Below are 13,560 nucleotides of genomic sequence, written 5' to 3'. Positions count from 1 at the left end.
CGGACAGCGACCTACTGATTTTCTTCTAAATACTTCACGAGTAAATTTTGGCCTATTTCAGGGAAACGAATAAAATCCTCAACGTATTTCCTTGACCTATTTTTCTTAATGTGATTCTCTATTTTTATCGCTTGCCTTTTGGAGGAACATTTTAAGTTAATTTTCATTTTCCAATCAGATGCAATTTTTGTGTATGAATCTTGATACGAATGAGAATTGTGCTCCATCAAACGACGATCAAGATCTTCGGTTTGACCGATGTAATACTTATCCGTTTGCTCAGAATAAAGAATGTAGACAAAATGTATCAGCATATAAAAATGATTTAAAAAGGAAACAACGATAACTCTAAAAAAGGTAAACATTTCTGTTTCCCTTGATGAACCTCTAGCCAAGATCATCCTTTTGCGCACAGCGATCTACTGATCGTAGTCCGGATAGTTAGAAATGGATTTATACAAAACAAAAAAACCACTCATTTCTGAGTGGTTTTTGAGCCTCTTGCCGGGATCGAACCAGCGACCTACTGATTACAAGTCAGTTGCTCTACCAGCTGAGCTAAAGAGGCCTTTTCCGTAATGGTGATGCAAATATAGACCTTCAGATCATTTGCTCCAAACCCAGAATAAATAAAAATTATATCTTCCTTATTCTGAGTGAGATTAATTTAAAACTCTTTCAAAATTGAGAGTTTCTTCTTCAATTTCTCGACCTCTTCTTCAGCTTTTTGAATCTTCACGTCAAACTGATCTCTGAGCTTATCTGCAGTTTTAGAAGCTGCAAAAAACTCCAAGTTATTTTTCCAAAGTGTGATATTATTTTCCAATTCAGAAATTTGCTTACGAATACCATGCTCCTTTTTATTCAGAGTTTTATTAGCATTGGGATCAGATTGAATTCTATTCAAGTTTAATCTGAATAGGAAATCATCACGATCAGCACCCTCTGAACCTAATTTTTCCAAGTAAGTATCCACTGCAGTCTTAAACTCTGCCTGGATTTCCTTAATATTTTTTCTTGGCACAAAACCAACCTCATTAAATTCTGTAATTAAGGCTGTCAATGCTTCCTCAGTTGGAGCATCTGTTGCTAACTCTATGATTTTTTGACAAATAGCCTTCTTTTTCTTCAAGTTTTCTTCAAACTCGGCATTAGATTGTTGATTAGCATTTCGTCGATTATCAAAGAATGTGTCACAAGCCTTTTTAAAACGCTTGTACAAAGAATCCCTGTTTTTCTCTGGAGTTGGTCCAAGTTTTTTCCATTCTTGCTGAAGTTTTACGAGCGCATTAGCTGTATTCTGCCAATCCGAACTCTCTGCCAATTCCGTTGCTCTGGTAATTAGTTCTTCAGCCTTGGCCTGATTAGTCGCTCTAATCTCATCAAGCTCTTTAAAGAATAAATTTTTGTTATGGAAAAACTGCTTAAATAAAGCCCAAAAGGATTTATTGATGTCTTTCCCAGATTCCCGAGTAACAGGACCAATTTTTTCCCAAGTCTTTTGAACTTCTAAAATCTCTTTGGTTTTGGTATTCCAATCTCTGATTCGATCAGCTTTGAACTCTGCAAAAACTTTTAATTTTTCGATCAAAAGCTCTTTTTCGTCCTGATTCTTTTTGAAAACCTCTTTTTGACCTTCGTAAAAATCTTTTCTTCGATCATAAACTGCGTCAGAAGCGGCTTTAAAACGCTGCCACAAAGATTCTTGATCATCTCTTGGGACAGGTCCTATATGCTTAAATTCTTCATGAAGATCATTCAATGATTTAATAGCATCTTTAAGATCCTTTACGTCCTTTAAAGCCTCTGCTTTTTCGCAAAGTTCATTTTTACTCTCCAGGTTTTTCTTTCTATCGAGTTCTTTCAATTCAAAATAAATGCTTCTATTGTCATAGAAACGATCCATCAGTGCATTAAAGCTAGCCCAAAGGCTTCTATTTTGAGCAGCAGGTACTTGACCTATTGACTTCCAAGTTTCTTGAATCTCCTTAATGGCAGACATACTCAAGGTAGTCTCCTCCCCATCAACAAGTTCACGAAGCTTATTCAAAAGCTCAGTTTTTGCATTGAAATTTGATTCTTTCTGCTTCTCAGCTTCTTTTCTCAAACTTCCAAGTTGCTTCTTGAATTCGTAATAATGTGAATTGAATTCCTTCTCTTCATCACTTGGGCGGAAATCAAAGTCATCCTCTACTCCTCCTTCAGCCTTAAAACTTTCAAGTGCTTCTTCTTTTTCCTTATTAGTAAATTCATCAAAGGCAGCTTTGATTTCATGGACAATTTTATCCAATCTAAAAATATTTCCACCTTGAACTTTTGCCTTAAGCAATTCTAATAACTCGATTTTAGATAAAGTAGAGAGATCGATCTCCTCATCATGATGCTCTTCCTCTTGACTCTCATCATCTTGCTCAGAATCCTCAGAATTGCTTTCAGATTTGTCTAATTCTTTAGTGGAGTCAACTTTCGAGTCTACTTTGGTGGATTCTTCAGCAGCTTGATCCTGAACAGGTTCATTTGAAACCTCAAGCTTTGCAGCTTCTTCAACAACCTCTTCAACAGGCTCTCCCACTTTTGAAGTTGTTTCATCGGAAGATTCCCCTTTTTCAGAAGAATCTTCTTCTGTAGGCTTCACAGATTCAACAGTTGAGTCTTCAATTTCTAAATCTTTTTCAGCAGCAGTTTCAAAAGATTTCTCATCCATTGAACTTGATGTTTCCTGATTCTCACTACCCTTTCCCTCTACAGAATCGGAGGCTTGGGTCACCTTGTCTTTGTCAGACAATTCGTTACTTTTCTCAGTCATAAAAACGGTACTATTTGGAGGCAATATGGGCAAAAGTAGGCATTTTGCCTAATTTAATCTTGGGTCTAAGGGATAATTTGCGATTACCTTAAACTCTCCACCCATGTTTTTGAGTAGGTTTCTCCAAAGTTCCTCCGGAGTATAATCAAAATTGCCAATTTCTAAATTTTCCTGGCATACAATCCAGGTATCTTCGCTTAACTCATCAGATAGCTGTCCGGATCCCCAACCGCTATATCCAAGGAAAAAACGTACATTTTCTACATTTATAGATCCTATACGCAACTTTTCCAATAACATTTCAAAATCACCTCCCCACCACAAGTCAGCTCCCAGTGAAACACTTCCCTCCAACTGCTTTTCTCCGAAATAGATAAAATGAAGTGTATTTTGTTCCACAGGACCACCAACAAAAACCTCTTTGTCTAAAAATTCAAGCTCTTCAAGCAGTTCGCCAAGCTTAAGAATAGAGGGCTTATTTACAACCAATCCAAAACTACCTTCCTCATTATGCTCACAAAGGAGGACCACAGACCTTACAAAATTCTCATCTTGCAGGAAAGGCTCAGATATTAATAGATTTCCTGGTTTCGGTTTTTCTTCGCTGTGTGGGATCATAGATGATAAAAAACGATTGAAGGAAAAATATAAATGATAATTTTATAAATCCAATGGCAAGGGTACTTTTATCTTAAAGTTTTAACAAGTCAATAGATTCCATGAATATTTCAGCAATACGTAAAGATTACGCACTTAAAACTCTTGAAATCAGTAACATAAATAAAAATCCTTTTGAGCAATTTCATATTTGGCTTCAAGAAGCAATAAAGTCAGAAGCTTTAGAGGTGAATGCAATGACACTTTCAACATTGGGTTTAGACGGTTTCCCAAATGGCAGGATAGTCCTTTTAAAAGGAATTGATTCAGGCTTTGTTTTCTTTACAAACTATGAAAGCCAAAAAGGAAAAGAACTTGAAAACTCTCCAAAAGCCTCCCTTACTTTTTTTTGGCCGGAACTGGAAAGGCAAGTTCGAGTGAACGGCTTTGTTGAAAAAATCTCAAACGAGGAGTCCGATGAGTATTTCTTTTCTAGACCTTTAGGTTCGCAAATAGGCGCATGGGCTTCTCCCCAAAGTAAAAAAATACCTTCTAGAGAATTACTAGAACAAATGAAGCTTGATGTTGAAAAGGAGTTTTCAAATAAACCTATTCAAAGGCCACCCCATTGGGGAGGTTTTCGTCTGATTCCAAATAAGATTGAATTTTGGCAAGGAAGACCAAGCCGACTTCATGATCGTTTGATTTTTGAATTGAATAATGAATCTTGGGAAATATCCAGACTAGCTCCTTGATCAAATCAAATCAAAAAGATCATTTACGCCTGGCATCCGCTCCACAGTAAAACCTTCCCCGTATTTAACCAATATTTTGTGTCCGTATTCGCGTGCCCTAGCCTCGATAAAAGGTAAAAAATCAGGGTCTGAGATGAATGATTTTGGCTCCTGACTGTTAGGGTCATAAAATTGTGATTTAAACGCTAAAATACTTTCAATTTTGGTTTCCCAGAATGGAGTAATATCCACAACAAAATCAGGCTCGATGTAATTGTTTTGGATGTAATGATAAACTGATTTAGGTCGCCAAGGAGCTTGGTCTTCCCCATTATGCTGAGTTTCAATTTTTCTCAATCCACTCATAAAACAAGCATGAGATGCTAGGCTTGAACCTTTTCCATGATCTGGATGGCGATCAGATACTGCATTAGCCAACACTATTTCAGGTTGATACTTACGGATCATCTCAATCATTTTCAACTGATGAGATTCGTCATCTTGGAAATAGATATCTTTAAAACCAAGATTTTCTCTTGCCGATAGGTTCAAAATTTTGGAAGCCTCTGCAGATTCTTGAAGACGAATTTCAGGAGTTCCTCTAGTTCCCATTTCACCCTGGGTCAAGTCAACAATTCCTACTTTTTTTCCTTTGGATATGTGTGAAGCTATTGTACCAGAACAACCTAACTCTGCATCATCTGGGTGCGCTGCGAAAACTAATATGTCAAGTTTAATCATTGTTAATTTTTATCTAATCCTCAAATTTTGACCTATTCTTAAAATCGATCTTGAGGAAATACCATTCAACTTAGTAATTGTAGATACTGAAACACCATATTTTCGAGCAATCGAACCTAGGTTTTCTCCTTTTCTGACCTTATGATAAGCGCTTGAACTAGCTTTAGCTACATGCGAAAATAAAGATGGAGTTATCAAAAAATTTGGATCAACTATGGATGGGGCGGAAAAATCATAAACCTTTTGAGGATCAAATGCCAAACCTTTATAGCGAAGTTCATAATGTAAATGAGATCCTGTACTCCTACCGGTATTTCCACCTTTAGCGATAAGATCACCCGCCTTTACTTCCTGGCCTACTTCAACCAGTTGCTTAGACAAATGTCCATATAGAGTTTCAAGACCGTTTTTATGACGAACGACTATGTAATATCCGTATCCATACCTATCATAAGACTTTACACGGACGATTCCATCAAAGCCACTGTAAACTGGATCACCTGTATTTAGGTCTAGGTCAGTTCCATAATGCCACCGTCTCCAACGAAATCCAAAAGGTGAAGTAACGGGTGTGGTATCCAAAGGCATTTTCCACTCATATCCGAAAAAAGAATCATATAACCGGATATTTACTGTATCTCGAAATGTCTTTAAATCAAAATTATAAATATCGATTTTATTTGAGTCCCAGGAGGAATAATGCTCATAAGCAGTAACCCAAATACTATCAATCAAGATCTGCTCGGAAATCTTAACCAACTGATTTGTAGGCGCCCAAAGCATTGTATTTCGATCTTCACTTACGATAGATCTTACTCTACCAAGATTGACATTATTTTCAAAAATAATTGAATCAGTAAATGAGGAAAGTGTTCTTAAATAAGACTCCTGATCAAAAGTCCGAAGTTCTATTGACTTCCTTTCCTGACTGGTAACAGTCGAATTAGTATTATTTTTCTTAATAATCTTAGGAAAAATTTGAGCATTGGCCTCAAAAAAACCAATGCTCAAAAAAATACTTAAGAAGATTATTACAAATGAATACCTCATGAATTAGGATTAGTGATTCTCAAACTCTGCCAAATACCGCTCCGCATCCAATGCCGCCATACAGCCGGTTCCAGCAGCAGTGACAGCTTGTCGATAGATATTATCCTGAGCATCTCCACAAGCAAAAACGCCTTCAACATTTGTTTTGGTACTTCCAGGTATAGTTTTAATATATCCAGACTCATCCATGTGGATGAAATCTTTGAATATATCGGTGTTTGGTTGATGTCCAATAGCAACAAAGAAGCCAGAAATTGGAATTTCTCTTTTTTCTCCTGTTTTATTGTTTAAAACCCTAACTCCATTTACTTCTTCTTCTCCAAGAATCTCATCGGTCTCTGAATTCCAAAGGATTTCGATTTTTGGATTATTAATTACTCGATTTTGCATGATTTGAGATGCTCTCATTTCATCACGTCTTACAAGCATATAAACTTTACTACAGATGTTTGACAAATAAGAGGCTTCTTCACATGCGGTATCTCCAGCTCCGACTATAGCCACTTCCTGACCTCTAAAGAAAAACCCATCACAAACAGCACATGCTGAAACACCTTTGCCATTTAACCGCTCTTCACTTTCTATTCCAAGCCATTTTGCAGAAGCTCCGGTAGAAATCAAAACCGTATCTGCCAACATCGTAATCTGCTCATCGATTTCAACTTTATGAGGACGAGAAGAAAAATCCACTTTAGTAGCCAGACCATAGCGAACTTGTGTTCCAAATCTTTCAGCTTGCTTTCTAAAATCCTCCATCATTTGAGGCCCCATTACTCCATCAGGATATCCTGGATAATTTTCCACATCATTCGTAATGGTGAGTTGTCCACCGGGTTGTCCACCAGTATAAAGCACTGGAGAGAGTCCAGCTCTGGAGGCATAAATAGCGGCTGTATAACCAGCTGGTCCAGAACCAATAATTAAGACCTTGACGTGTTCTGTTTCTTGACTCATTAATTTTATATTAAAATCTGGCAAATTTTGTTAATTCTTCCCCTTACTCAAAATTAGATTTTGTTAAAATTCCCAAAGGGATAATTGTAAGGGTTCTACAATAGATATTTTAATCAAAAAAGGGGGCTAAAAACCCCCTTTTTAATTTACTGCTTAACCAAGGTAAGGCTTCAGGGTCTTACTTCTTGAAGTATGTCTTAATCTTCGAATTGCTTTCTCCTTAATCTGTCTTACTCGCTCTCGAGTCAAATTGAATTTCTCTCCAATCTCTTCTAGCGTCATGGCATGCTCACCATTCAATCCAAAATAAAGTGTGATCACATCAGCTTCTCTTTGAGTAAGTGTAGAAAGTGCACGTTGAACCTCTTTTCGAAGTGAATCGGTCATCAAACCATCATCCGGCTTCTCATCACCGTCATTTTCCAAAACATCAAGTAGGCTATTTTCTTCGCCTTGTACGAAAGGAGCATCCATTGAAACGTGACGACCTGAGATTTTCATGGTATCTACAACTTCATTGGCGGTAATTTCAAGGACTTCAGCTAGCTCCTCTGGAGATGGCTCTCTTTCGAATTTCTGCTCCAACTCACTGAATGTTTTGCTGATTTTGTTCAAAGAACCTACTCTGTTCAATGGCAATCTCACGATTCTAGACTGCTCAGCAAGCGCCTGAAGGATAGACTGTCTAATCCACCAAACTGCGTATGAAATGAACTTGAAACCTCTAGTTTCATCAAATCGCTGTGCAGCTTTAATTAGACCAAGATTACCTTCATTGATTAGATCTCCTAAGGAAAGGCCTTGATTCTGATATTGTTTTGCAACAGAAACAACGAATCTAAGGTTGGCTTTAGTCAACTTTTCAAGTGCAAGTTGATCGCCTTCTCGTATTCTTTTGGCTAGAACAACCTCTTCATCTGCCGTCAACAGATCCACCTTACCAATCTCTTGAAGGTATTTATCTAGAGACTGACTTTCTCTGTTGGTAATCTGTTTGCTAATTTTTAGCTGCCTCATTCAGGTATATGATTTGTGAAATTCAATGAAATATAAAACTCAAAACGACTTTATGGCAAATTAACTTTGAGAATTAGATGCCGGCTTTTCAGGTTTAGGAAGCAATGCTTTTCTGGAAAGTTTGAATTTTCCAGTTCGCTGATCAATATCAATCAGTTTAACCATTATTTCTTCACCAGGTTCCAACACCCCATCCATAGTCTCTACTCGCTCGTGTTTAATCTCCGAGATATGAAGTAAACCATCTTTGCCTGGCATAAATTCCACAAAAGCTCCAAATGGTTGAATATTTTTCACCTTACCTGTATAAGTCTCTCCTATTTCAGGCTGTGCAACGATCGCTTTAATACGTCCAAGTGCCGCATTCAGCTTATCTTGATTAGCAGAGAAAATATTGATTTTACCTTGATTATCGATCTCTTCGATTACGATAGTAGCTCCTGTGTCTTTCTGAATTTCCTGAATCACTTTACCGCCTGGTCCGATAACTGCACCAATCAATTCCTTAGGAATGAACATTATAAAGGATCTAGGTGTATGAGGCTTCAATTCCGATTTCGGAGCAGACAATGTCTTTTTAATCTCGTCCAAGATATGAAGTCTTCCAGCTTTAGCTTGAAGCAATGCCTCTTTCAAAACAGAGTAATCCAATCCCTCAACTTTAAGATCCATTTGGCAAGCTGTGATTCCGGTAGCCGTTCCTGTTACCTTGAAATCCATATCACCCAAGTGATCTTCATCACCCAAAATATCAGATAGAATAGAGTATTTGCCTGTCTTAGAGTCCGAAATCATCCCCATCGCAATTCCTGTAACCGGAGACTTAATTTGAATACCTGCATCCATCAATGCTAATGAACCTGCACAAACAGTGGCCATAGACGAAGATCCGTTTGATTCAAGAATATCAGATACAATCCGAATAGTATATGGATTCTGATCAGCAGGAGGCAGGACTTTTTTCAAAGCTCTCATGGCTAAGTTTCCATGACCTACTTCTCTTCTTCCCGGTCCTCTATTTGGCTTAACCTCTCCTGTTGAGAATCCAGGGAAATTATAATGAAGATAGAATTTGTTGTAGCCAGAAATTGTAGCTCCATCAATCATCATCTCATCCATCTTTGTACCTAAAGTACAAGTGGTAAGGGATTGAGTTTCACCTCTGGTGAAAACTGCAGAACCATGAGCTGATGGTAAGTAATCTACCACTGACCAGATAGGTCTTACTTCATCCAATCTTCTACCATCTAATCTTTTCTTTTCATCAAGAGTTAGATTTCTCGCCGCTTCCTTATGGATTTTGCTAAAATATGGACCTATTAAACTTGCCTCAAATCCATGATCTTCTCCTAGACTTGCCACAAATTCTTCTTTGATGTCTTTGATTAAAGCAGAACGCTCAGATTTGTTGGCGATTAGCTTGCTTACTGAAGCGTACAACTTATCATAAACATCAGCTTTCATTTTATCAAAAAGTGCCGGATCAGACTTTTCGTGAGTATATTCTCTTTTTACTTCTTTGCCTACAAGCTTTGTCAGCTCGATTTGAGCTTGGCAATGTCTCTTGATCTCTTCATGAGCATATTGCATTGCTTCCAGCATTTCTTCTTCGTGGATTTCGTTTGCTTCGCCCTCTACCATTAGGATAAAATCAAGAGAACCTGCAACTATAAATTCCAAAGAAGCTTTTTCCAACTCAGTTGGAGTTGGATTGATGATTAGTTTTCCATCGATCTTTGCAACCCGAACTTCAGAAATAGGACCATTGAAAGGGATATCGGAAACTGCCAAAGCTGCTGAAGCAGCAAGACCAGCCAAAGCATCTGGAAGAACATCTTCATCACCACTTATCAAAGTAATGGCAATCTGAGTATCAGCATGATAATCATCTGGAAAAATTGGACGAATAGCTCTATCTACAATTCTACTTATTAAAATCTCGTAATCGGAAAGTCTTCCTTCTCTTTTCAAAAATCCTCCTGGAATTTTTCCGGATGAGGCAAATTTTTCTTGGTAATCAACTGACATTGGTAAAAAATCAACTCCTTCTCCTGCCTCTTTTTTAGAAACAACTGTAGCCAATAGCATGGCTTTTCCCATCTTCACTACGACAGAACCATCTGCCTGCTTGGCCAATGCGCCAGTTTCAATTATAATTTCTCTGCCATCTTCTAGTTTGATGGTCTTGGTGATTAAGTTTGGTAACATATATAGGTGTTAGTAGTAAGCTTGTAAGTGTAAAAGTGATCGGAAACCTTAAAAAAGAAAAAAGTAAGGTCCTCTAATTTGAGAACCTTACTCAGTAAGTTATTTCCTGATTCCTAGTTCGGCGATGATAGATCTGTATCGCTCGATTTCTTTCTTATGGAGGTAGTCAAGTAGGCTTCTTCTTTTACCTACAAGCTTCAACAAACCAAGTCTAGTGGAGTGATCCTTTTTATTTGACTTCAAATGCTCAGTCAAATGCTTGATTCTGTGTGTAAAGAGGGCAATCTGAGACTCAGGAGATCCTGTGTCAGTAGCAGATTTTAACCGTCCATGATTCGAAAACAACTCTTGTTTTTTCTCTGATGTTAAATACATGTTTAGCTAAATTTTTTTAAAACAACCACAAAGGTAGGGTTAAATTCCAATAAATAAAACATCAAGTCCTCTTTGGATTTAATACTTTATATCTTTTTTGAAGCTTACGCCAGATTTCAATGTAGAAATCCGGTTCAAACAATCTGGCATCCTTGCGAGCTTGCTTTAAGAAGAAAAGCCCAAACGGAATTAAGCAAAGATTAGAAAACCATGTACCAAAAAGAGGATCAACCAACCCCTCTTTAGCCCACTTTTCACCCGAAATAGTGAGCATGTAGTAAATGATGAAAAATATAATTGAAATTAAGACGGGCATACCCAAACCACCTTTCTTTATAATTGCTCCTAACGGTGCACCTATCATAAACATTACAAAACAGGCAAATGCCTGAGTATATTTCTGGTACCAAGCTATTTGGTACCTTCTATACTCTCGCTCATGCAGGTCGATTCGAAGTTTTTTCTGGTCAAAATTGTTCTTAAGATTTCTTGAATTATTGAGCGCCATAGTAATAGCATTGGAAAAGTAGCCTCTTTCGTTCACAACTGAATCAATCAGGTCTTTTTCCTCTTTTGTCAATGAAGCAGTCCGACTGGGCTTTTTTTCAATAATTTCGGTACCGGGTCCATCATTAAAAGAAGAATCAAAAGATGAAATTCTCGCTTTTTCAGATGAATCCGTTAAAGAAAGTAATTTTCTGTCCCTTGCTAATTTTCTTTTCTTAAATATAGAATCACTTCTAGCAGGTATGCTGGTAGCAGTAACAGATTTTTTTAACGCTGAATCTTCCCCGATCGCAAGGTTTCTTGATTCCGGATTTTCAATCAAAATATTTGTTGAATCGGGCTTTTTAAGATTTTCTATTTGTTCAAGTGAATCTCTTTTTGCTCTTTCTTCCCTTGCTTTTTGAACACGAACAGTATCATCCAGGGCTTTTCTTTGAAGAATTTCATCCGTAGGCTTCAACTTCCTTCCTCTGGTAAAAAATGGAAAAATACTTTCGACAGTTTGGTAATTTTGAAATTGTTCATCATTTACCAAAGTGCTTATAGAATCTAAGCCAATCTTGATTTCAGAAATATTTTTTATAGAACGATTTGTGGACCAGGCATCTTCATCAGTACGGTTTAGCCTAAAAGCATCTAAATCAAAAATGATAATATTTTCGTCAAAGGTGGTACGTCTAAACTCAACGGGCTTTTCACTGATTCCCCTTGTTGCTCTTGTCTCCTCATAATTTTGTCCATTATACAATGAAAGTCTCATGTAATTTTCATTGAAAAATGGCTCCATTGCTCCTGAATCAGCTAGAGTGACGTTCAGATTACCTTGTACTCCATTTGAATGATTATAGATAACTATATCTTTTAGACCAAAATCACCTACTTTCTCATTCACTTTAATGCTGTAACCAGGAATACCATCATAAAAAACGCCTGCCTTGATATCTAATGCGGGAGATTTCATCCGCATATCATATAGCAAACTGAAAGTTTTCAAATTAACCTTTGGGACGAGAAAATTATTAGATAAATAAGCCGCAAATGCCAAAAATATTACAAATATACCTATTGGTCGGAGTGCTCGTAAAAGTGAAATACCACTGCTTTTAATTGCAGTTAATTCGAAATGCTCCCCCAAATTGCCAAAAGTCATCAAACTGGAGAGCAAAACTGCAAGCGGTAAAGCCATCGGGGAAATACTGATCACAAAATAACCGATCAGCTCCATGTAAATCCAAAAACCAAGTCCCTTCCCAAAAATTTCATCGAAGTACTTCAGCATGTTGACAGTCAACAATATGAAATCCACGACGAGGAAAGTCAATAAAAATGGGCCTAAAAAAGACCCAAGTATAAGCTTGTCTAATTTCTTCATTGTTTAAACTACTGACTTTGGCATTTACGAATAGCCGCTATCGAAGTTCAAAGTTGGTAAATAGTCTTGACTTTAACCACCTATAATTTCTTTCAGTCTCCCTATCAATCCATCCCAAATCGCATTAGACTCCTCATCGTCGTATTCGTCAGAATAATCAATGACAGTCAAAAAGAGAGTCTGTGTCAGATCATTTTCCTCCAATTTAAATTCAATGTAGGATTTATCCTCCTCGTCTGGGTTTTTAGGATCATAAAACTCAAATTTCACATGAAGATTACTTCTTATTGACACTTGACGTGCATAATGGTCTTCATTATCAAAATGGAAAATGTAATGCTTATCCTCATTAATATTCACATCATCTGCGAACCACTCTGCTAATCCACTTGCTGTACTCAAATAATTGAAAACAATTTTTTTAGACGCATTGATTTGATAATCAGTAATAAATTTATTTTTAACCATGGTATTAGATTTTTCGAAGTATAAAAAATCATTTTTTTAAGGAACGTCAACTTGCTTTTCACATTACAAGACCACATATTTGCACTCCAATTCGGGTTACCCCGAGTTAAAAAGAGAATAAACGATTTTCTTTTTATTGGTTTTGATTTTGCTCTGTGGTTTAATATAGGTATTAAAATCAAAAATGCACATCATAATTTACTCTTATGACAGGTTAATTATCTTTAATCCATAGTCAAACAAGAACGGAGAAAATTAATCGATTGATGGCAAGGCAATTATTGAAATGTTAGAAATTTGAAAAATTTCAAAGAAATATTATGGCGAGGTATCCCGATGGCTATCGGGAGCAGGATTCATATCCGCCGCGGCGGACGGGAGTCAAATCTCCTAATTGACATATTGAAAAGAATTTATAAATGGCGAGGTAGCTCAGTTGGTTAGAGCGCAGGATTCATAACCCTGAGGTCGGGAGTTCAAATCTCCCTCTCGCTACTCAAGGCTTTCAGAAATGAAGGCCTTTTTTGTTTGATATAATTGATAGAGCGCAAGATTCATATCCGCCGCGGCGGACGGGAGTTCAAATCTCTGGCTCGCTACTCAAGGCTTTCGGAAACGGAAGCCTTTTTTTTGTTTTATACAATCAATAGAGCGCAGGATTCATATCCGCCGCGGCGGACGGGAGTTCAAATCTCTGGCTCGCTACTCAAGGCTTTCGGAAACGGAAGCCT

Annotated in this window: 12 protein-coding genes and 2 tRNA genes; 2 read left to right on the top strand and 12 right to left on the bottom strand. The window is 37.3% G+C overall.

The features are described from left to right. Window positions 1–11: 11 nt before the first annotated feature. The 4 genes from P8O16_RS15560 to P8O16_RS15545 all read right to left on the bottom strand — a co-directional run bounded on the left by P8O16_RS15560 (window position 12) and on the right by P8O16_RS15545 (window position 3,424). Window positions 12–395 (bottom strand): GIY-YIG nuclease family protein, encoded by a 384-nt coding sequence (locus P8O16_RS15560; protein WP_300316359.1) that lies wholly within the window; start codon window positions 393–395, stop codon window positions 12–14. Window positions 396–495: 100 nt separating this feature from the next. Then, window positions 496–568 (bottom strand) — tRNA-Thr (locus P8O16_RS15555). Between the two features lie 99 nt (window positions 569–667). Further along, window positions 668–2,806, bottom strand: coding sequence for a DUF349 domain-containing protein (locus P8O16_RS15550; RefSeq protein WP_300316358.1), 2,139 nt, complete (start codon window positions 2,804–2,806; stop codon window positions 668–670). 48 nt (window positions 2,807–2,854) lie between these two features. After that, window positions 2,855–3,424 carry a YqgE/AlgH family protein gene (locus tag P8O16_RS15545; protein ID WP_300316357.1) on the bottom strand — a complete coding sequence of 190 codons (570 nt, stop codon included), beginning with the start codon at window positions 3,422–3,424 and terminating at the stop codon, window positions 2,855–2,857. A gap of 101 nt (window positions 3,425–3,525) precedes the next feature. Between P8O16_RS15545 and pdxH the strand changes: the two genes are divergently transcribed. Further along, entirely contained in the window at window positions 3,526–4,158 is a 633-nt protein-coding gene (gene pdxH, locus P8O16_RS15540; protein ID WP_300316356.1) for a pyridoxamine 5'-phosphate oxidase, read from the top strand. Here the strand turns inward: pdxH and bshB1 are convergent, their stop codons facing one another. The 8 genes from bshB1 to P8O16_RS15500 form a co-directional block, all read right to left on the bottom strand. Continuing rightward, entirely contained in the window at window positions 4,159–4,875 is a 717-nt protein-coding gene (gene bshB1 / locus P8O16_RS15535) for a bacillithiol biosynthesis deacetylase BshB1 (protein ID WP_300316368.1), read from the bottom strand. Window positions 4,876–4,887: 12 nt separating this feature from the next. After that, entirely contained in the window at window positions 4,888–5,928 is a 1,041-nt protein-coding gene (locus P8O16_RS15530; RefSeq protein WP_300316355.1) for a M23 family metallopeptidase, read from the bottom strand. Between the two features lie 9 nt (window positions 5,929–5,937). Further along, complete coding sequence (gene trxB / locus P8O16_RS15525; protein ID WP_300316354.1) at window positions 5,938–6,882, bottom strand: thioredoxin-disulfide reductase; 945 nt, start codon at window positions 6,880–6,882, stop codon at window positions 5,938–5,940. A gap of 153 nt (window positions 6,883–7,035) precedes the next feature. Beyond that, a complete protein-coding gene (locus tag P8O16_RS15520; RefSeq protein WP_075352634.1) occupies window positions 7,036–7,899 on the bottom strand; it encodes a sigma-70 family RNA polymerase sigma factor in 864 nt (287 codons plus the stop codon). A 60-nt stretch (window positions 7,900–7,959) separates the two neighbouring features. After that, window positions 7,960–10,107, bottom strand: coding sequence for a polyribonucleotide nucleotidyltransferase (gene pnp, locus P8O16_RS15515; protein WP_300316353.1), 2,148 nt, complete (start codon window positions 10,105–10,107; stop codon window positions 7,960–7,962). Between the two features lie 99 nt (window positions 10,108–10,206). Then, on the bottom strand, window positions 10,207–10,482 hold the full coding sequence (gene rpsO, locus P8O16_RS15510) for a 30S ribosomal protein S15 (RefSeq protein ID WP_075352636.1): 276 nt from the start codon (window positions 10,480–10,482) through the stop codon (window positions 10,207–10,209). 61 nt (window positions 10,483–10,543) lie between these two features. Next, window positions 10,544–12,361: an LptF/LptG family permease gene (locus tag P8O16_RS15505; protein WP_300316352.1), complete on the bottom strand. Its 1,818-nt coding sequence runs from the start codon at window positions 12,359–12,361 to the stop codon at window positions 10,544–10,546. Window positions 12,362–12,433: 72 nt separating this feature from the next. Next, the gene (locus P8O16_RS15500; protein WP_300316351.1) at window positions 12,434–12,829 is read right to left on the bottom strand and encodes an START-like domain-containing protein; all 396 of its coding nucleotides are present in this window, start codon (window positions 12,827–12,829) and stop codon (window positions 12,434–12,436) included. Between the two features lie 421 nt (window positions 12,830–13,250). On the opposite strand from P8O16_RS15500, the gene P8O16_RS15495 reads away from it, so the two are divergent. Then, window positions 13,251–13,324: transfer RNA gene (locus tag P8O16_RS15495), tRNA-Met, on the top strand. The last annotated feature ends 236 nt before the right edge of the window (window positions 13,325–13,560 follow it).

The organism is Algoriphagus sp., from assembly GCF_029254265.1.
GTDB lineage: Bacteria > Bacteroidota > Bacteroidia > Cytophagales > Cyclobacteriaceae > Algoriphagus.
This window is presented reverse-complemented; position numbering and strand designations above follow the sequence as displayed.

What these genes read in the sequence shown, in the direction of transcription:
- P8O16_RS15550 (WP_300316358.1), bottom strand. Translation starts at nt 2,806, where the DNA reads ATGACTGAGAAAAGTAACGAATTGTCTGACAAAGACAAGGTGACCCAA.
- P8O16_RS15545 (WP_300316357.1), bottom strand. Translation starts at nt 3,424, where the DNA reads ATGATCCCACACAGCGAAGAAAAACCGAAACCAGGAAATCTATTAATA.
- pdxH (WP_300316356.1), top strand. Translation starts at nt 3,526, where the DNA reads ATGAATATTTCAGCAATACGTAAAGATTACGCACTTAAAACTCTTGAA.
- P8O16_RS15530 (WP_300316355.1), bottom strand. Translation starts at nt 5,928, where the DNA reads ATGAGGTATTCATTTGTAATAATCTTCTTAAGTATTTTTTTGAGCATT.
- trxB (WP_300316354.1), bottom strand. Translation starts at nt 6,882, where the DNA reads ATGAGTCAAGAAACAGAACACGTCAAGGTCTTAATTATTGGTTCTGGA.
- P8O16_RS15520 (WP_075352634.1), bottom strand. Translation starts at nt 7,899, where the DNA reads ATGAGGCAGCTAAAAATTAGCAAACAGATTACCAACAGAGAAAGTCAG.
- pnp (WP_300316353.1), bottom strand. Translation starts at nt 10,107, where the DNA reads ATGTTACCAAACTTAATCACCAAGACCATCAAACTAGAAGATGGCAGA.
- rpsO (WP_075352636.1), bottom strand. Translation starts at nt 10,482, where the DNA reads ATGTATTTAACATCAGAGAAAAAACAAGAGTTGTTTTCGAATCATGGA.
- P8O16_RS15505 (WP_300316352.1), bottom strand. Translation starts at nt 12,361, where the DNA reads ATGAAGAAATTAGACAAGCTTATACTTGGGTCTTTTTTAGGCCCATTT.
- P8O16_RS15500 (WP_300316351.1), bottom strand. Translation starts at nt 12,829, where the DNA reads ATGGTTAAAAATAAATTTATTACTGATTATCAAATCAATGCGTCTAAA.